Genomic DNA, 18,747 nt, shown 5'->3' with positions numbered 1-18,747 from the left:
CGTGTTACCCCTCGCCCACCACCAGGACTTCCGGATGCAGCTCAATCCCGTATTTGCTCTGGATCGTGCTCCGGACATAGTCGATCAAGGTGAGGACGTCGGTAGCCGTGGCCCCTCCACAGTTCACAATGAAATTCGAGTGTTTTTCCGAAACTTGAGCGCCTCCGATTTGGTAGCCTTTCAGCCCGGCCGCCTCGATCAGGCGACCTGCGTGATCCCCAGGCGGATTGCGAAACACGCTTCCGGCACACGGCATTTGCAAAGGCTGCGTGAGACGGCGCCGCTCCTTGTAGGCAGCGAGCGCAGCCGCTATTTCCCCGCGATCGCCCTTGCGCAGTTGAAACCGCGCTTCCAGCACAATCCCCTTTTTCTTTTGCAAGAGTGAGGTCCGATAGCTGAAGCCCAATTCCTCGTTGTTCAACACTTTCCTTTCACCGTCTTCAAAGAGGATCTCGGCATCAAGTAGAATACGTGAAAGATCAGATCCATGCGCCCCTGCATTCATATAGACTGCTCCGCCTACCGTACCAGGAATTCCTCCTGCAAACTCCATCCCTGTCAATCCCATCTTCCCTGTTTCCATCGCCAGGCGGATCATGGAATATCCGGCACCCACACACACCTCTTCGCCCCTGAATTCACAGTGACTCAGCCCTTCAGTCACCTTGAGCACAGCCCCCCGAATCCCTCTGTCCCTCACCAGAAGGTTGGAACCGCGCCCGATTACACTCCAGGGAATTTCATGACGATGGATTATTTGCAAGGCAGCCTGCAAGGATTCCTTATCCTTGGGCTGGATCAACAAGTCAGCAGGACCCCCGATCCGCCAAGTCGTATGATTGGCGAGAGGTTCATCGGTCCACACTTTTTCGATTCCTGCCTGCCTCAACTCATCTGCAATTTGCTTCATCTGTGAACCTCCTGATACACATGCTAGGTCGGACCTAATTCTTATCACGTGTTTGCTCCATACTATGCGATCGCCCAAATCAGCGTGACAATCGCCTACCTGTTCATTTGCGGCAGAGCGCACGAAGCTGTGCCACGATATCAGTCGCTGCCTTTGGCATGCCGAGCGTCAGAGAATTTTCACGCATCTGTTCCCACCGCTTCTCGTCACTTAGCAGTCCGGTCAGCGTTTGCAACAGCGTTTCCCCTGTCAACTCTCGTTCGACAATCACCACGGCTGCTCCTGCCCGCTCCAGTCCGCGCGCATTCTTTTCCTGGTGGTTGTTGGTCACGTACGGCGACGGGATCAATATGGAAGGCACGCCCAAAGCGGTCACTTCCGCCAATGTCGACGCGCCTGCACGCCCTACCAGAATATGGGTCGCCGCCAATACGTCCGGCATATTGTGGACGAACGGCAGAACGGAAAGGTTGCCGGGGATATTTCCCAGCTCCCGCAGCGAAGCCGAGATCTTTTCGTAGTGCACATCACCGGTGACGTATACAAAATGCGTATCGGCAAGGCCGGACAATCTGCCTACGATGGACAGCACAGCTTCGTTGATCGCCCGCGCGCCGCGGCTGCCGCCGAAGATCAGGACGATTTTCTTGTTTTTGTCCACACCCAAAAACGCGCGGCCCGCCTCCGCGTTTCCGTGCATGACCTCCGTCGCGCGGGGATTTCCTGTCAGAACCGTTTTGGCGGATGGGAAAAAGGCCAGCGACTCGGAGAATGAAACGGCGACTTTGCTGACCGAACGGGACAAAAACTTGTTGGTCAACCCTGGCACGACATTTTGTTCGTGGATGAGCGTTGGAATGCCCAGTCTGGCTGCCGCATACACGACCGGCCCGCAGACGTAGCCGCCGGTTCCGATCACCACGTCCGGCGCAAACTCGCGAAGCATCCGTTTCGAGTCGGACACCGCCCGGATAAACTTCCAGACGGTTTTTACGTTGTCGAAGCTCAGCTTGCGCTTCAGCCCGCTGATCTCGACCGATTGGAACGGAATGTCCGTGCGTGGAACGAGCTGGGCTTCCAGTCCGTGTTTACTGCCAATATACAAAAAGGCAGCCTGCGAATCCTGGCGAGCAACTTCTCTCGCCACCGCAAGCGCCGGATAAATATGTCCACCTGTGCCACCGCCTGTCAAGACGACGCGCATACAATCACATCCTTATCTGGAAAAACGGGAGATATTCAACAGCACCCCTATGCCTGTCAGCATCAGGGTGAGCGAGGAACCTCCGTAGCTTAAAAACGGCAGCGTGATCCCGGTGACGGGAAACATCCCGGTCACGACGCCAATATTGATGACGACTTGAATGGCAATCATGCCGATGATGCCCAGCGCGAGCAGACTGCCGAACAAATCCGGCGCCGTAATCGCCGTCCGCATTCCCCGCCACAGCAGCAGGAGGAACAGCAACAGAATCAAGGTCCCTCCGATGAAACCAAGCTCCTCGGCGACGATCGAGAAGATGAAGTCGTTGTACGGCTCCGGCAAGTACAGGTGCTTTTGCCGGCTCTGCCCGAGTCCCAGCCCCAGCAGGCCGCCCGGTCCGATCGCATACAGTGACTGGATGATCTGGTAGCCCGTATTCAGCGGGTCAGACCACGGATCGAGGAAAGACGTAATCCGCTTGATCCGGTAGGGGGCCGACAAAACCAGCCCGACAAACCCGGCAATCCCCACCAGCCCCAGTCCTGCAAAATGGCTGATCCGCGCTCCAGAAGCGAAAATCATCACGACTGCCGTTCCCATCAGAACCGTTCCTGTACCCAAATCCGGTTGCAGCATGATCAGCGCAAAGCAGAGAGCCGGAATAGCCAGCGCCGGCATGAGCCCTTTGCGGAACAGCACGATCTGCTTCTGGTTGTCGGAGAGCCAGCGTGCCAGAAAAGCGACGACGCCCAACTTGGCGAATTCACCGGGCTGAATCCCGAACGCCCCGAAGCCCAGCCAGCTCTTGGAGCCGTTGACCTCGATCCCGACGATCAGCACCAGGATCAACAGGCCGATGCTTGCAAGATACCCCGGCTTGGCCCACTGCTTCCATACCCAGTAGTCGACATTCATCGTGATGTACATCGCCGTGATGCCGAGCAGGGCAAAAATCAGCTGCCGCTTGGCAAAAAAGTACGGGTCGTTGAACGGAGCCTTCTGCGCGACGATCGCGCTCGCACTGTACACCATCACAATGCCAATTCCTAATAAAAAAAGTGTTGCAAAAATAATTACGAAGTCGGGAGCTGAGCGAACCTTGCTCATATTGCCAGGTCATCCTTTCTCACGCGTCCCGCTCATCGCTGTTTTCCAATTATGCTGGTGGGACGTTATGCTAGGCTTGTTTACAGTCTATGCACGCCGTCCTTAAACATGCTCCCCCGCACTTCAAACGACGGAAACATGTCCCAGCTCGCACACGCCGGGCTCAGCAACACCACGTCACCTGACTCTGCCAGCCGGGAAGCAGCAAGAACGGCTTTTTCCACAGTATCGACATGGATGCGCTCCTTAATCCCTGCTTCACTTGCCCGCGCAAGCAAAATCGGTGCGGTCTGGCCGAGAGCGACTACCGCTTTCACCCGGCCCTCGATGACGGGGACAAGCTCACGAAAGTCAATGCCCCGGTCCAAACCGCCGCAAATCCAGATAATCGGCTCCTTGCACGCCAGAAGCGCCCTTTTGGCTGCCTCCGGATTCGTCGCTTTGGAGTCGTTAAAATATTTGACCCCGTTCTTGACCGCGACAAACTCCATCCGATGCTCGACACCCGGGAAGGTGGTGAGTACCTGGGCGATGGCTTGCTTGTCCGCCCCTGCCAGTCTGGTGACGATAACGGCTGCCAGAGCATTGTCCAGATGGGGTACGGTAATATCCTTGACCGCGACGATTTCTTCGCGGCTGCCTTCTCCGTCCGTAAATACGATCATGCCGGCGTCCACATACGCTCCGCGCGGCACCGGCTGCGACTGGCTAAAGTAGTACGTGCTCGACGCGAGCTGCCCGCATTTTTCCCGCACCTGTGGCTGGTCGAACGGCAGAACTGCCGCATCGTCCGCCGTCTGGTTCGCAAGCAGCTTGCACTTCGCCGCGAGGTACTCGTCCATGGTGTGATGGTAGTCCAGATGCGCCGGGTAGAGATTGAGCAGCACCCCGATGTGCGGGCGAAACTCTCTCGTCCCCATCAGTTGAAAGCTGCTCAGCTCGGCCACCAGCCATTGGTCCGGGCGGGCAACTTCAGCCAGTCCGCACAGAACCGTTCCGATGTTTCCTCCCACCATGGCATCAATCCCCGCTTCCTGCAGGATCAGCCCTACCAATGTCGTCGTGGTCGTCTTTCCGTTGGAGCCGGTGATCCCGATGATCGGCGCCTTGGCGATTTGGCCGGCCAGCTCGACCTCTGTCACGACGGGAATGCCCAGCCGGAGCGCCTGCGCAATGGGCGGCGCCTCATAGGGAATCCCCGGGTTTTTCACAACGAGCGACACGCCCGGATGAACCAGATCGTCCGGGTGATAGCCGCAGATGACGGAGATGCCGAGCGCCTCCAGCTCTTCAGCGCCCTGCGCCTCTTCCCGCGGCTTTTTGTCGTTCACGACGACATTCGCACCAAAGCGGTGGAGCAGTTTTGCCACTGCCACACCGCTTTTCGCCATTCCTATTACAACAACGTGCTGATTTTCATAGCGGTTCATCGGATTGTCACCACCTCGAGGTATACGCCGAGTCCGGCAAAGACCATGCCGACCAGCCAGAACGTCACGACGACGCGCCACTCCGACCAGCCTGTCAGTTCAAAGTGGTGATGGAGCGGGCTCATGCGGAAAATGCGTTTGCCCCGGGTCTTGAAGGACACGACCTGCATGATGACAGAGAGCGTCTCCACCACAAATACGCCGCCAATGATGGCGAGCAAAAGCTCCGTTTTCGTCATGATGGCAATTCCCGCCAAAGCGCCTCCAAGGCCGAGCGAACCGGTATCGCCCATGAAGACGCGCGCCGGATGGGCATTGAAAACGAGGAACCCGAGCACAGCCCCGACGACAGCAGCACTGAAAATGGCCGTGTCGTAGTCTTGACCGAACCAGGCAATGATCGCGTAAGCCCCGAAGGCAATCGCTCCCGTTCCGGCCAAGAGTCCGTCCAGCCCGTCTGTCAGGTTCACGGCGTTCGTCGTCCCGACGAGCAGGAACAGCAGGAACGGGAAGTAGAAATAGCCGAGCTCCAGCTTCCACGGAGTGCCGGGCAGGTGCAGGGAAGTATCGTGCCCCATGAGGATGAGCAGGATGTATGCCCCTACAGCGAGCAGGATTTGACCGGCAAACTTTTGCCTTGCCGTCAGACCCAGATTTCGTTTCTTCCTGATTTTGATGAAGTCGTCCAAAAAACCGATCAATCCGTAACCAAGTGTCACCAGTAACAGGAAGTAAATTTCCATTTTCGCAGCGGCGAACTTAAGCACGGTAAAAATGAGTGCCAAAAGAATGATGGTTCCGCCCATCGTTGGGGTACCAGCCTTCTTTTGATGGGAATCTGGCCCCTCTTCCCGGATTGCCTGCCCGAATTTGAGGCGGCGAAGTACCGGGATAAACAGCGGACCGATGAGTACGGCGATGAGAAACGCGGCGACGATCGTGACGATGAGTACGTTGTCAGCGAACATGCCCGAACCTCCTTTCTCTGATGTGTCCATTCCACATCTGTCTCTATTTCTGGTTGTACATGGCGATTGCTTCCCGCGCTACTTCACGGTCATCAAACGGCAGTACCTGGTCTTTGATGATTTGATATGTCTCGTGGCCTTTTCCGGCGATCAGGATGACATCGCCCGGCTTCGCGAGTGCGACGGCGTAACGGATCGCCTCTCGCCTGTCGACGATCGAGGTATAGCGCTCCCCTTCGACTCCGTCCAGCCCTGCGCGCATCTCGTCGAGGATCGCCTGCGGGTCCTCCGAGCGCGGGTTATCAGAAGTCAAGACGGTGTGATCCGCATATTTTGTTGCAATCCTGGCCATAATCGGGCGTTTGGTCCGATCGCGGTCGCCTCCGCAGCCGACAATGCAGAAAACGCGGTCCTTGGCGAATTCCTTTACTGTGACCAGCGCGTTCTCCAGGCTGTCTGGCGTATGCGAATAGTCTACCAGCACGGCAAACGGCTGCCCTGCATCCACCGCTTCAAAGCGCCCGTTGACGCCCGCCACCTTCTCCAGGCTGTCCCGGATGTCCTCCAGCGAGACGCCCTCCGCCAAGGCGACGGCGGTAGCTGCCAGGGCGTTGTACACGTTGAATTTGCCCATCAGCTTGAGGTTCATCCGCACACTGCCGGCAAACGACTGAACCGTAAACGATGTTCCTTTGCCTGTGATCTCGATGTCCGTCGCGCGCACGTCAGCCGCGTGGTCGATCCCGTATGTAAGCACGCGGGCAGGCGTCACTGCAGCGTAGAGCCGGGACGATTCGTCGTCTGCATTCAAAACGGCCGTTTTCAGCCGATCAGGGTCATAACGATTGCCCAATTGGGAAAACAGCAAGGATTTGGCATGGCGATAGTTCTCCATCGTCTTGTGATAGTCCAGATGGTCCTGCGTCAGGTTGGTAAAGACGGCGGTATGCACGTCGCAGCCCCGGACACGCCCCATTTCCAGCGCGTGCGAAGACACCTCGATGATGGCGTACTCCGTATTCACATCGCACATGCGGCTGAAGGCTTTTTGCAAATCAATCGCATCCGGCGTCGTATTTTTAACCTCTTCCGTGACGTCTCCGATCCGCATGTGAATCGTCCCGATCAAACCCGTCTGTTTGCTTCGATCGCGCAAAATCCGGTCGATCAAATGTGTGGTCGTCGTCTTGCCATTGGTCCCGGTCACACCGATCAGCTTGAGCTTGCGCGTAGGGGAGCCGTAAAAACGGTCAGCCAGCATGGCCATTGCCCGCCGGGTATCCGACACTTTGACAACGGTCGCTGGCACGTCCAGATCTTTTTCGGATAGTACGGCAACTGCTCCTTTTTGAACCGCTTGCGCCGCATACGAATGTCCATCCACGGTATATCCAGTCAGACAAACAAACAGGCTGCCGGGCTGTACCTGGCGCGAGTCCGCTGTCAAACCTGTAATCTCCATGCTGTCATCCCCTGTGATCGTGACCGGCAACAGAGGCATGAGCAGATCCCGTAGAAACATGAAACAGGCACCCCATTCTCCAACTATAGTATAGACAAACATTTGGCGATTTGTACAAAGGCGGAAGTGGAGCGCCCGTAGAAAAGCCTCCCCCCCCCTCCGCCTCCGAAATCTCATTTTATAGCTAATTGTTCGATTTGTCACCAAGGTAGATACGAATTTTTCCGCCGTCATCGATTTTCACGCCAGGTGCCGGAGACTGCTTGATGACGTACTTTCCTTTGCCTGAGACGACGAGCGGGAGCGTCTCGTAGGTGTCGACGACGTCCTTCAAGGTCTGGCCGACCATGTCCGGAACTTCGATCGGGCTCTTCTCGCCGAGTGCCGCGTTGATTTCCTTGGCAATCCCGTCTTTTCGCTTGGGCACGCCCAAATGCTGCAGGGAAGATTCGATGATGTTTTTCACGCTTGGTGCCGCGATCAAGCCCCCGAACGCCAATGCTTTCGGATTGTCGACCGCGAAATAGACGACGATCTGCGGATCATCGGCCGGGGCGAATCCGATGAAGGATACGATATACTCCCCGTCGACGTAGCGTCCGTCCTTGACCTTTTGCGCTGTCCCTGTCTTGCCGCCGACCCTGTAGCCCTCGATGTACGCCTTGTTTCCCGTTCCTTTCGCGACGACGCTCTCCAGCGCATACCTGACCTTCGCGGAAGTCTCCGGCGTAATCACCTGCCGGACTTCGGTCGGTACGGTCCTGCCGATTACGTCATGGGTCACGCTGTCCCGCCACTCTTTGGCCACGTACGGCTTCATCAGCTTGCCGCCGTTGATCGCCGCAGACACGGCTGCCATTTGCTGGATCGGGGTGACCGAAACCCCCTGGCCGAACGAGGTCGTCCCCAGCTCTACCGGCCCTACCCGATTCAGGTTAAACAACAGGCCGTTTTCTTCACCGATCAGGTCGATTCCCGTCTTTTGCCCAAAGCCAAACTTCTTGATGTAGTCAAACAGCCTTTCCTTTTGCAGCCGTTGGCCCATCGTCACGAAACCTGGGTTGCAGGAGTTCTCCACGACTTCGAGCATCGTTTCCTGGCCGTGCCCCTGGCGTTTCCAGCAGCGCAGCCGCTTGCCGGCAACCGTGATGTAGCCTGGGTCGTAGAATCCTTCGTTCAAATTGACGACCCCTTCGTTGAGCGCCGCTGCCAGCGTGACGATCTTGAAGGTCGAACCGGGCTCGTACGTTTTCCAGATAGGCAGGTTGCGGTTGTACACTTCCGAAGGGTAGTCCTGGTACTGGTCCGGCTGGAAGGTTGGCCGACTGCCCATGCCTAGTATTTCCCCGGTCTTTGGATTCATCGCTATCGCGAGAACGTCGTCAGGCTGATAGGCGACCATTGCCTGATCCAGCTCGCGTTCGATGTACGACTGGATGCTGCTGTCCAGGGTCAGATACATGTCCATTCCGTTTACCGGCGGCACGTATTCTTCCGCCCCGCCCGGCATGACGCGGCCTTTTGCATCCGAAGGGAAGGAGATGTGACCGTCCGTCCCCTTCAGGAACGGATCGTAAATGCGCTCCAGCCCCGTCAGCCCCTGATTGTCGATCCCCGTAAAACCGAGAATGTGTGCGGCCATGCTGCCGTTCGGATAAAAGCGTTTGGTGTCACCCGCCAAATAAATGCCCGGCAGGTTCAACTCCTGGATTTGTTTCGCTTTTTCAGCCGAGATTTTTTTGCCCCCGGGTATCTGGTCGTTGCTCATCGCTTTTTTCGTGATCGCCTTGAAAACCTCTGCTTCCGGCTGCCCCAGAATGACGGCGAGCTTTTTCGCCACCTCCTGCGGGTCTTTGATCTGCGCTGGTACAGCCACAACCGTCGGAACACTGATGTTGGTCACGAGCTCATTGCCGTTCCGATCGAGAATTCTCCCCCGATTGGGCTTGAACTTGATTTCCCGATCCAGCAAATTGTCTGCCATCTGTGCCAGCTTCGGACCTTCTATCAATTGCACATACCCCAGACGGGTGATAAGGGCACAATACAACACGATGCCGATGACCAGTGCCACAAAAATGCGACGGCGTACAGTAGCATTGGATACCCGCAAAGCGAGTCCCCCCTCGAATAGGTTGTCTCTTTTACCCTATTCGTCGGGGGGACGGCGTAGAACTATGGAGTTGTACCGGCCTCTGCCTGTCCAGAGGGTGGCGTGCCGCTATTCGCAGGATTGGTAGACTGCGGCAGCGGATTGGCAGTTGTTCCTCCCGTTGCTTCGTTAGCACTGCCTCCCGCAGGCGGCGGTACAACTGTCCCTGACACCGGCGGCGTACCTGTCTGGCCTGCCGTGCCACCCGTCTGCGCCTGATTCGCAAGCGCGGCAGGCGGCTCTGACTCCGGCCGCAACGTGACCTGCAGCTTCTCCGAGCCGGTCAAGACCGTTCCCGGCGGAATGCTCTGCGAGGCGACGAAGCCGGAACCGCTCGCTTGCACCGCAATGCCTGCGAGCGAGCTGAACTCCATCACATCCCGCAGCGACTTTCCTTTGAAATCGGGCATCTTGGAACCTTTGACGCGGTCGGTGACGAGGACGACCTGGCTGCCTGCCGCGACCTTTTCATAAGGAGCGGGATACTGCTCCACGATTTTCGTGCCCGTGCCGATGACCGAAACCGTCAGATTTTCCTGCTTGGCGCGAAGCTGCGCCGCTGTATTGGACATGCCCACGAGCTTCGGCACCGTGACTTCCGGCAGTGCTGGAGGCTGGATCTGCGCCCCTGCGGCTACCTTGCCGCTTTTGGCTACAGCCGCTTGCGTCGCCTGGATGTCCGGCTGCTGCTGCAAATATTGCAGACTGCGCTCCATGATCGATTTGAAGATCGGCGAGATAATCGTCTTTCCCCATGTCCCGTACCATTCATCTGTCGTCGGGTCATCTACGACAACGTACACGAGCAGTTTCGGGTTGTCCTTCGGCGCAAAGCCGATGAAGGAAGCGATGTAGTGCCCTTCCATGATCTTGCCTGTATTCGGATCGTACTTTTGGGCCGTACCGGTTTTCCCTGCTACGTGATAGCCCTCGATCCGATAAGCCGACCCGGTACCCGCCTCCCCTTCCACGACGGTTTCCAAAATGTCGCGCGTCTGCTTCGCGGTAGCCTCGCTGACCACGCGCCGCACCACTTCCCGCTGCGTCCGCTTCACGACAGCTCCCGTATGAGGGTCGCGCAGTTCTTTCACGATATGCGGCTTGAGCAGTTCGCCGCCGTTGGCGATGGCTCCTACCGCCGCCACCTGCTGGATTGCCGTGACCGTCACCCCTTGTCCAAAGGTCGTAACCGCCCAGTCACGGGGAGATCGCGGTTTCTCAAGGTTGATCAGGTTTCCTTTTTTCTCGTAAGGCAGCTCGATCCCGGTAAGCGAACCAATGCCGAATCTCGAGAAGTATTCCTTCAGCTTTTCCAGCTTCAATTTCTCATAACCGAGAATGACAAACATGACGTTACTGGAGCGCTGCACGCCTTCCAGGTAGCTGATGCGGCCCCAGCCCTGCCCGTTGTTGTGGTCACGGATCGGGATCTGTCCTTTGATCTTGTATGTACCGGACTGATAGGTGTCATTCGGGTTAAACAGTCCTTCTTCGATCGCGGCGGCCAGCGTAATGATTTTGAACGTCGAACCTGGCTCGAACATCGTAGTGACTGCGTGGTTCGTGTAGTTCGAGATTCCTTCATAGTACGTGTTCGGGTTGAACTGGGAACGGTTGCCCATGGCCAATATCTCGCCTGTCTGCGGGTCGGACACCACGACAGTCAGTCCCTTCGGCTTGAAATCGCGTTCCGCCTTGTCCAACGCCTGCTCCACGTAGTCCTGGATCTGCCGGTCAATGGTCAGATAGACGTTGTCGCCGTCTTTGGCCGGCTTGTACTTGCGCTCGCCATCCGGCAGCTGATAGCCCGCCCCGTCCGTCAAAATCTCCATCTCGCCTTTTTCGCCGCGCAGTTCTTTGTCGTACTGCAGCTCGATACCCATCTTGGGCTGCTCGTCGAAATCGAGATAGCCCAGCACATGCGCCGCGAAGCTGTTGTTCGGGTAAAAGCGGCGGGTCGTCTCCGTCAGGTAAATCCCCGGAAGCTGGTTGGTCTCGACTTGCACCCCGCTCGGCAGCTTGGGAAATTGCGCGTCCTGGATCATCTTTTTCTGTTCTTCCGTTATTTTGTTCCCGTAGCGGCCGAGCAGCACGATTTTGGAATTCGGCTTCGTCAGCGACTTTAACAGCTCGTCTACCGGAGCATTCAAAATTTTCGCCAAAGTCGTCGCCGTATAATAAGGATCTTTGACATAATCCTGATCTTTCTCGTTTTGCGGCTTGAGGCGCGCATTGACCGTGTACGCCTTGCCCTCGTAGGCGAGAATTTCCCCGTTGCGGTCCAGGATGGCGCCCCGCTTCGGCTTGAGTGTCTTCTCCCAATCCCATTGGCCGCTTGCATAATCCATGATTTTCGCCGCTTCCACCGTCTGCAGCCACCAGACTCGAAAGCTCAACCCGGAGAAGACCAGAATCATGCACAGCGCGAGCATCAAAATTCGCCAGTTTACGCGTCGTTTCCCTTCCACGTCATCTCACTCCATCAAGACTATGATCGTCGCCATCCATCAGCGGCCTTCCTGCCGTTAAGAAAAAATGTTACTGCGATTGACGCCAGTAACATTATGGTTAGTGCTGTTGCGGTTGTGTTGCGGGCAGAGAGCTTGCCTGTACTTGGCTCGTGCCTTTCGCTTGGCCAATCACATGCACCGCTGCGGGATTAAACACCATGCCTTGGCTTTCCGCTTCGCTCTGGATGCGGTCGCGGTTGCTCATCTGCTCGATCTGCAGTTTTACGGCCGCATTTTTTTCGGCAAGCAGCCGATTCTCCTTTTTCATGCTCTGAATGTCGTAGTTGTACTGAGAAATTTGCGAGTAACGCACACCGACCAGGCCGAGGCCGATGACCGTGATCGAGATGAAGAGCAGGTACAGCAGTTTTTCTCCCGTCGGAATCGTCGGCTTGATCCGGATCGTCCGTTTGGTCTTGGTTACGGTGCGCGACTGTTGTTCCAGCTCCACAGCCAGGTTACCGCGGTAGTAGTAGCTCATCGCTCATTTTCTCTCCTTTTTCCGTCGCCGTCAGCAGTTATATTTTTTCCGCCACACGGAGCTTTGCGGAACGCGCTCGCGGATTCGCTTCCAATTCTTCTTCGGAGGGCAAAATCGGTTTGCGGGTAATGACTTTCACCGTCGCCTCGTTCCCGCATGCGCAGACGGGGAACGATGGCGGGCACGTACACCCTTTGGACAGCTCCTGAAACACCTGCTTGCATATGCGGTCCTCCAGCGAATGGAAGGTGATGACGCTGACTCTGCCTCCCGGGCGAAGGATGCCGATCGCGTCCGTGACTGCTTCCTTGAAAGCATTCAGTTCATCGTTTACTGCGATTCGGATGGCCTGAAAGGTGCGCTTGGCCGGGTGAGGGCCTGTACGGCGCGCCGCTGCCGGAATGCCTTCCTTGATCAGCTCGACCAGTTCGCCTGTCGTCCGAACAGGTTGTCTGACGCGGAATTGGACGATTTGCCGGGCAATTCGCCGGGAAAATTTCTCTTCCCCGTACTCCCAGATAATCTTCGCGATCTCCTCCTCGTCCCACTCGTTTAGGATCTCGTACGCGGTCAAGGATGCCTGCTGGTCCATGCGCATGTCCAACGGGGCATCGGCATTGTAGCTGAATCCGCGTTCGCCCTCATCCAGCTGCGGGGAGGACACCCCAAGGTCAAACAGCACCCCGTCGACTCCATCCAACCCCAAATCGCTCACTATATTTTTGAGATGGCGAAAATTGCTTTTCACCAGTGTAACTTTGTCCATGTAGGGGGCCAAACGCTCACGGGCGTTGTCCAGCGCCCAGTCGTCCTGATCGATGGCAATCAGGCGCCCGCCTTCCGTCAGCCGGGATGCGATGAGGCTGCTGTGCCCCGCTCCCCCGAGCGTACAATCCACATAAATTCCGCCTGGCCGAATGTTCAGTCCGGCGACAGCTTCGTCCCGCAGTACGGTCACATGATGAAACGACAAGATCGTCACTCCCGTTCTTCTTGCTGCTACAAATCAAAATCAACCAGCTTCTCGGCGATATCGCCGAAGGAGTCCTTTGACTGGGCAAAGTAATCTTCCCAGCGCTCCTTGCTCCATACTTCTACACGGTTGGATACACCGATCACGACGCATTCCTTTTGCATGCCAGCGTGTTCGCGCAAGTTCTGCGGTATGTTTACCCTTCCCTGCTTGTCCCACTCGCATTCGGTCGCTCCGGAAAAGAAGAACCGCGTAAAAGCACGGGCGTCTGCTTTTGTAAAGGGAAGTGTTTTGAGCCGTTCCTCAAGCTGCTTCCATTCTTCCATCGGGTAGGCAAACAAACATTGGTCCAATCCGCGGGTCATTACGAAGGTAGTGCCCAGTCCTTCACGGAATTTGGCTGGGATCGTCAGGCGCCCTTTTTCGTCGATGCTATGCTGGTATTCCCCCATGAACACACCCAGGTCCCCCACTTTCCTGCCGACTGGCTCCACTTCCCCCCACTTTTCCCCACTTCGTGGTCTACTTGTTATTATAAAAAAAAATCCTGCATTTGTAAGCAGGATTTTTTCGTTTATTTTTTTGCCGGGAAAAGACGGGTTTCGCGGCCTATTCGGTCCAGCTGTCCAGATAAGCTTTTTGCTCGTCGGTCAATTTGTCGATGCCAATCCCCAACGCTTCGAGTTTGTACTGCGCAACCATCGCATCCAGCTCGTATGGCACGTTCAGCACTTTTTTGCCGATCGCTTTGTACTGTTCGTTCACATAAGCCAGGGAAACGGCCTGCAAAGCGAACGTCATGTCCATGATTTCGGCCGGATGTCCGTCTCCCGCTGCCAGGTTGACCAGGCGTCCTTCAGCCAGCAGGTACAGTTTTCGACCGTCTGCCAAGACAAATTCCTCAATGTCTTTGCGCACGATGCGGCGGGATGTCGACAAGGCAGCCAGCTCCACTTTGTTCACTTCGACATCGAAGTGACCCGCATTGGAGAGAATCGCGCCATCTTTCATCACTTCAAAATGCTCTTTGCGAATCACGTCGCGGTTGCCGGTTACAGTGACGAAGTAGTCGCCGCGCTTTGCCGCTTCGCTCATCGGCATGACTTCAAAGCCGTCCATGTACGCTTCCACCGCTTTGATCGCGTCGATCTCGGTCACGATGACTTTCGCGCCCAGACCTTTGGCACGCATCGCGACCCCTTTACCGCACCAGCCGTAGCCGACTACCACGACGGTTTTCCCTGCAACCACCAGGTTCGTCGTGCGGTTGATGCCATCCCATACGGATTGTCCTGTACCGTAACGGTTGTCGAACAAGTATTTGCAGAACGCGTCGTTCACTGCGACCATCGGAAATTCCAGCTTGCCTTCTTTTTCCAAAGCCTTCAGGCGCAGGATACCGGTCGTGGTCTCTTCTGCGCCGCCGCGCACCTGGGAAAGCAAATCGCGTCGCTCGCTGTGAAGGATGGACACCAGGTCGCCGCCGTCGTCGATGATCAGGTCAGGACGGGTTTCCAGCGTCTTGATCAGATGTTCCTTGTATTCTGCCGGGTCCGGATTGTATTTGGCGAAAACGCGGATGCCGTCTTCTACGAGCGCAGCGCACACGTCATCTTGCGTAGACAAAGGGTTGGAGCCTGTGATGGTGACTTCCGCGCCGCCAGCCTGCACGACTTTGGCGAGGTAAGCCGTCTTTGCTTCCAGGTGAAGGGAGATCGCCACTTTCAGACCTGCAAACGGCTGCTCTTTTTCAAAGCGCTCGCGGATGCGGTTCAGGACGGGCATGTGCTCTTTGACCCAGTCAATCTTCAGATGGCCGTTGGGTGCCAACGCCATGTCTTTTACAATGCTTTCAGAAACCATGTTCATGTATGGATGGACCTCCTTCAACTTTAGAAAAACCTGGCTCGTCGCCAAGTCCAATAGCGAAAGCCAACTCAAATTCAATCATATCATACGCAAGTAGACGCATCATCTGTTTTTCCTGTTCAATCCAGATTCTGTGCCGCCAGCTGCGGGGATTGCGGCGCTGCGCCGCGAATATCCGCCGTCATCAGTTCCAAAAAGGACAGCAGCGCTTGCGACATCCACTTCTTTTTATGGTAGATGAGCTGCCGGTATACGCGCACTTCGGGATGGGAGAACGGCAGGATCGCCAATGTGCCTTTCGCTGCTTCCTCCGCCACGGCGATATACGGGACGAGCGCAATCCCCAGTCCGTGGGCGACACATTGTTTGATCGCCTCAAGGCTGCCGAACTCGAGCGACAGGTCAATTGTCACCTCGGCATCGCGCAAGACCGCCTCCATGATCGCGCGGTAGCTGCAGCCAGCCTCCGTAAAGATCCAGCTCTCACCCGAAAAATCTTTCGCTTCCACCCGGTCCTTTTTGGTCAGAGGGTGGTCAGGAGCGGCGATGACGACGATCTTTTCCTCTCCGAGATTGATGCTGGTCAGCTCCGGGTGATCTTGCAGCCAATCGAGCACGAAAGCAAAGTCGTACTTGCCTTCTTTTACGCCCTGGCGCAAATCCTGGCAAACACCGGGATGCAGCTGCATGCGCATCCGCGGCTGCTCCTTGCGAAACGTCTGCAAATAGGGAGGCAAATAAAAGGCCGCCAAAGACTCCACCGTTCCGATGCTGAGCGTCCCGGCCAGTTGCGCCTGCTCAGACAGATGCTCTCGGGCCTGATCCAAAATGGCGAGAACTTGCTCACTGTATCCGAGCAGCGCCTCTCCGGCATGCGTGAGCCTGATCTTGCGGCCCCATCGCTCAAACAGCGTGACCCCGAACTCCGTCTCCAGATTCTGTATTTGCGCCGTCACACTCGATTGCGCATAGCCCAGCACTTCCGCTGCGCGCGTAAAGCTCTGGCATTTGGCTACTTCGCGGAACGTCTGCAAGTAACGGGTATCCATCCCTGGCCTCCATATCATCGTTTTTTTCGATTCATTCTATCTGATATTATAGATAACTCCGATCATAAAGTCTATGCTACACTACTCCTGCAAAAACATTCGACCGAGAAAAGAGAGGGATTACCAATGGGGAAAACCACTTCCCGAGCGGAAACGACAGCTCTGGCCAAAACTTTGGGGCTGCCGCAAATTGTCGCCTTGTACGTAGGAGCCGTGATCGGTTCCGGCGTTTTGCTGATTCCCGGCCTTGCCGCTGAAAAGGCGGGGCCTGCCTCTATCCTGGCCTGGCTGTTCATGTCCGTGCTCGTCGTGCCTATGGCGATCACGATGGGGCTATTGTCAGCCAGATTTCCGAGTGCCGGTGGAGTCTCCACCTTTGTGCGCAACGCGTACGGCGACCGGTTCGGCAACATGGTCGGCTGGTTCTTCCTGCTGTCCGTGCCGATGGGCGCCCCGATCCTGAGCGTGACAGGAGCCAATTATCTCGCCGTGCTGCTCCACTGGGGCGAAGCGCAAACCTACGCGACTGCCGCTCTCATCCTCATCGCCGTACTGACGATGAACGTATTTGGCATGAATGTCGCTGCACGGGTGCAGACGATCGTCGTCTCCCTGATCATTACGATCCTCATCCTTGCCGTCGTTGCCGCCTTGCCGCACGCCACCACCGCCAATTTCGTCCCGTTTGCGCCAAACGGCTGGTACAGCGTCATCCAGGCCGCTGGGCTCCTGTTTTGGTGCTTCATCGGCTGGGAGGCTGTGACACATTTGTCCGAAGAATTCGTCGACCCGGCGAAAAACGCCATTCGCGGCGTGCTGTGGAGCGCAGGCCTGGTAGCGCTGCTCTACTTTTCCGTCGCCTTCATGACCGTTGCGACCCACAGCTACGGGAACGGCATCTCGGCTGCGTCGCTAAGCGTCATGATTCAGCTGACTCTGGGCCCTGCAGGCGGCTGGATCGTAGCCGTGACGGCTTTGTTCATCTGTATTGCCACGGCCAACGCATACGTGGGAGCCGCATCCCGCATCGCCTATTCCCTGGCCCAGGAAAACGTCGCCCCCCATTGGTTCGGCATCTTGCACGCCAAATACCGGACTCCAGTCGGCGGCCTGCTCTTTCTGGCGCTCTGCTTCATCGTCGTGCTCTGCATCCTGTACTTCGGGTGGATCGATCTGGCTACGCTCATCGAGCTGCCGAACGCTTCCTTTATCGCCACGTACATCGGCGGCTGCCTCGCCGGGGTCCGGCTGCTCTGCGACAGCCGAATCGGGCGTCTGGCTGCCGTAACGTCGCTGCTGGTCACGGCAGGGCTTTACCCGTTTCTCGGCTGGTCAGCCCTCTACCCGATCGCCATCGCCTGTGTCTCCCTCCTCTGGGAACGCCGAAAAAGGGCGGTTCTTGCGGATCGGAACTAGGAGTTGGCGGTAAAAGTTCGCTTCCAGAAGAAAAGGCGCGCCCTGGCGGCTCGCCTTTTTGCCATGCCGTTATTCGTCTTTGCCAATCAGCCGGAACGATTTGCCATCTGCAGAAGACAGGTAGAAGGTCTTGTCGACGCTTCCCCCCAGTTCTCCCGCGTAGTATTGGACCGTCATCCGGTACTTGCCGGGGTCGATTTTGGCGAAATAGGTCAGCTCGTCAAAGGCAGGAAAACGCACGTAGTCGTGTACCTGGTACTGCATGAAGGAAAAATGCTCCCGCAAAAACGACTCCGTCACCGGCAGCTTGTTCTTTTTCACATAAGAGACCAGCTCGTCGTAGCGGCGGATTTGCTTCTGGTCCATCACATCGTCGACAAACGAAGCGACAGCCTTGGTCATCGCCTTTTTCTCATCCTCCGTGACTGTTCCCGGGTACAGCTCTTTCATCGTGCTGCCGAGACGGTTCAGCAGCACGACCGCCTGAGCACGGCTGATTTTTTCGTCCGGGCGGAACGTTCCATCCGGATAGCCTGCCATGATCCCCATCTTGTAAGCGGGGTAGGCGATCATCACTTGCTGTTCGTTATTCGGGGACAGATCGGGAAAAAATCGGGCTTTTGTCCCACGGTACTTCTCCCCCTCCGACTGATGCCCCAGCGCCGCCAGCAGGATACGTGTCGCCTCGAGGCGATTCAAGGAATCGGTCGGCTTGCCGGACGTCATGATCCCCGCCGCCGCCATATGTTTGTACGTATTTTCCGACCAGCGACCGGCTGCCTGCGACAGGTACGATTCGCGAATGAAGGCATCCGGCTCATGTCCGGCAAACGGCGGAACGACGCGCTCTACCAAAGTCAAAAACTGCTCCTGTGTCACCGTCTGCTCCGGCTGGAAGGTCCCGTCCGGAAAGCCTTGAACCAATCCGCTTCGGGCTGCCGCCTCGATATCTTTTGCTGCCCAATGCCCTGCGCTGTCAGAGAACGCAACAGAAGGCGCAGTCCCCTCTTCGCGAGCCTCTGCTTTCAACGGAAACATGCCCGGTAGAACAAAGGACGCTGCCAGCGCCATGACTGCTGCCGTTTTGCCCATTTGTCGCTTCCAATCCTGCATCCTTCGTGACCACCTTTCATCCAGAGGCTGTTGTCTTACTCGTTTGACGCAAAATTTGTCGAAAATGTTTCGTACTATGTCTGTGAAATGATTTCCAGCGAGG

Annotated in this window: 15 protein-coding genes; 1 reads left to right on the top strand and 14 read right to left on the bottom strand. The window is 56.6% G+C overall.

The genetic code is table 11. From position 1 onward, the window contains the following. Nucleotides 1–4: 4 nt before the first annotated feature. From murB to ACFSO0_RS14140, 13 genes are all read right to left on the bottom strand, one after another. Nucleotides 5–910, bottom strand: a complete 906-nt coding sequence (murB, locus tag ACFSO0_RS14200; RefSeq protein WP_376881369.1) for a UDP-N-acetylmuramate dehydrogenase — start codon at nt 908–910, stop codon at nt 5–7. Between the two features lie 103 nt (nt 911–1,013). After that, nucleotides 1,014–2,114 (bottom strand): undecaprenyldiphospho-muramoylpentapeptide beta-N-acetylglucosaminyltransferase, encoded by a 1,101-nt coding sequence (murG, locus tag ACFSO0_RS14195; protein WP_376881368.1) that lies wholly within the window; start codon nt 2,112–2,114, stop codon nt 1,014–1,016. 12 nt (nt 2,115–2,126) lie between these two features. Further along, a complete protein-coding gene (gene spoVE / locus ACFSO0_RS14190) occupies nt 2,127–3,221 on the bottom strand; it encodes a stage V sporulation protein E (protein ID WP_376881366.1) in 1,095 nt (364 codons plus the stop codon). Nucleotides 3,222–3,301: 80 nt separating this feature from the next. Continuing rightward, nucleotides 3,302–4,651 (bottom strand): UDP-N-acetylmuramoyl-L-alanine--D-glutamate ligase, encoded by a 1,350-nt coding sequence (gene murD / locus ACFSO0_RS14185; RefSeq protein ID WP_376881364.1) that lies wholly within the window; start codon nt 4,649–4,651, stop codon nt 3,302–3,304. Then, the gene (gene mraY, locus ACFSO0_RS14180) at nt 4,648–5,619 is read right to left on the bottom strand and encodes a phospho-N-acetylmuramoyl-pentapeptide-transferase (RefSeq protein ID WP_376881362.1); all 972 of its coding nucleotides are present in this window, start codon (nt 5,617–5,619) and stop codon (nt 4,648–4,650) included. The genes murD and mraY overlap by 4 nt, the downstream gene beginning before the upstream one ends. 43 nt (nt 5,620–5,662) lie before the next feature. After that, entirely contained in the window at nt 5,663–7,141 is a 1,479-nt protein-coding gene (locus ACFSO0_RS14175) for a UDP-N-acetylmuramoyl-L-alanyl-D-glutamate--2,6-diaminopimelate ligase (RefSeq protein WP_376881361.1), read from the bottom strand. 124 nt (nt 7,142–7,265) lie between these two features. After that, nucleotides 7,266–9,194: a stage V sporulation protein D gene (locus ACFSO0_RS14170; protein WP_376881360.1), complete on the bottom strand. Its 1,929-nt coding sequence runs from the start codon at nt 9,192–9,194 to the stop codon at nt 7,266–7,268. Nucleotides 9,195–9,256: 62 nt separating this feature from the next. Further along, nucleotides 9,257–11,701: a penicillin-binding protein gene (locus ACFSO0_RS14165; protein WP_376881359.1), complete on the bottom strand. Its 2,445-nt coding sequence runs from the start codon at nt 11,699–11,701 to the stop codon at nt 9,257–9,259. 100 nt (nt 11,702–11,801) lie between these two features. Beyond that, a complete protein-coding gene (gene ftsL2, locus ACFSO0_RS14160) occupies nt 11,802–12,224 on the bottom strand; it encodes a cell division protein FtsL (RefSeq protein WP_376881357.1) in 423 nt (140 codons plus the stop codon). A gap of 37 nt (nt 12,225–12,261) precedes the next feature. Then, nucleotides 12,262–13,206 carry a 16S rRNA (cytosine(1402)-N(4))-methyltransferase RsmH gene (rsmH, locus tag ACFSO0_RS14155; protein WP_376881356.1) on the bottom strand — a complete coding sequence of 315 codons (945 nt, stop codon included), beginning with the start codon at nt 13,204–13,206 and terminating at the stop codon, nt 12,262–12,264. A 17-nt stretch (nt 13,207–13,223) separates the two neighbouring features. After that, a complete protein-coding gene (gene mraZ / locus ACFSO0_RS14150; protein ID WP_376881355.1) occupies nt 13,224–13,655 on the bottom strand; it encodes a division/cell wall cluster transcriptional repressor MraZ in 432 nt (143 codons plus the stop codon). A gap of 151 nt (nt 13,656–13,806) precedes the next feature. Next, nucleotides 13,807–15,066: an adenosylhomocysteinase gene (locus tag ACFSO0_RS14145; protein WP_376881353.1), complete on the bottom strand. Its 1,260-nt coding sequence runs from the start codon at nt 15,064–15,066 to the stop codon at nt 13,807–13,809. A 119-nt stretch (nt 15,067–15,185) separates the two neighbouring features. Continuing rightward, nucleotides 15,186–16,115 carry a LysR family transcriptional regulator gene (locus ACFSO0_RS14140; RefSeq protein ID WP_376881352.1) on the bottom strand — a complete coding sequence of 310 codons (930 nt, stop codon included), beginning with the start codon at nt 16,113–16,115 and terminating at the stop codon, nt 15,186–15,188. A 126-nt stretch (nt 16,116–16,241) separates the two neighbouring features. Here ACFSO0_RS14140 and ACFSO0_RS14135 point away from each other — a divergent pair, with 126 nt between their 5' ends. Continuing rightward, nucleotides 16,242–17,531, top strand: coding sequence for an APC family permease (locus ACFSO0_RS14135; protein WP_376881350.1), 1,290 nt, complete (start codon nt 16,242–16,244; stop codon nt 17,529–17,531). Nucleotides 17,532–17,600: 69 nt separating this feature from the next. Here the strand turns inward: ACFSO0_RS14135 and ACFSO0_RS14130 are convergent, their stop codons facing one another. Further along, nucleotides 17,601–18,644 (bottom strand): S-layer homology domain-containing protein, encoded by a 1,044-nt coding sequence (locus ACFSO0_RS14130; protein ID WP_376881349.1) that lies wholly within the window; start codon nt 18,642–18,644, stop codon nt 17,601–17,603. Nucleotides 18,645–18,747 lie beyond the last annotated feature (103 nt).

This window comes from Brevibacillus sp. GCM10020057, from assembly GCF_042683565.1.
Classification (GTDB): Bacteria; Bacillota; Bacilli; order Brevibacillales; family Brevibacillaceae; genus Brevibacillus.
This window is presented reverse-complemented; position numbering and strand designations above follow the sequence as displayed.

Bases quoted from the DNA above. Each gene is read 5' to 3' on its own strand.
- murB (WP_376881369.1), bottom strand. From the start codon at position 910: ATGAAGCAAATTGCAGATGAGTTGAGGCAGGCAGGAATCGAAAAAGTG.
- murG (WP_376881368.1), bottom strand. From the start codon at position 2,114: ATGCGCGTCGTCTTGACAGGCGGTGGCACAGGTGGACATATTTATCCG.
- spoVE (WP_376881366.1), bottom strand. From the start codon at position 3,221: ATGAGCAAGGTTCGCTCAGCTCCCGACTTCGTAATTATTTTTGCAACA.
- murD (WP_376881364.1), bottom strand. From the start codon at position 4,651: ATGAACCGCTATGAAAATCAGCACGTTGTTGTAATAGGAATGGCGAAA.
- mraY (WP_376881362.1), bottom strand. From the start codon at position 5,619: ATGTTCGCTGACAACGTACTCATCGTCACGATCGTCGCCGCGTTTCTC.
- ACFSO0_RS14175 (WP_376881361.1), bottom strand. From the start codon at position 7,141: ATGTTTCTACGGGATCTGCTCATGCCTCTGTTGCCGGTCACGATCACA.
- ftsL2 (WP_376881357.1), bottom strand. From the start codon at position 12,224: ATGAGCTACTACTACCGCGGTAACCTGGCTGTGGAGCTGGAACAACAG.
- ACFSO0_RS14145 (WP_376881353.1), bottom strand. From the start codon at position 15,066: ATGAACATGGTTTCTGAAAGCATTGTAAAAGACATGGCGTTGGCACCC.
- ACFSO0_RS14140 (WP_376881352.1), bottom strand. From the start codon at position 16,115: ATGGATACCCGTTACTTGCAGACGTTCCGCGAAGTAGCCAAATGCCAG.
- ACFSO0_RS14135 (WP_376881350.1), top strand. From the start codon at position 16,242: ATGGGGAAAACCACTTCCCGAGCGGAAACGACAGCTCTGGCCAAAACT.
- ACFSO0_RS14130 (WP_376881349.1), bottom strand. From the start codon at position 18,644: ATGCAGGATTGGAAGCGACAAATGGGCAAAACGGCAGCAGTCATGGCG.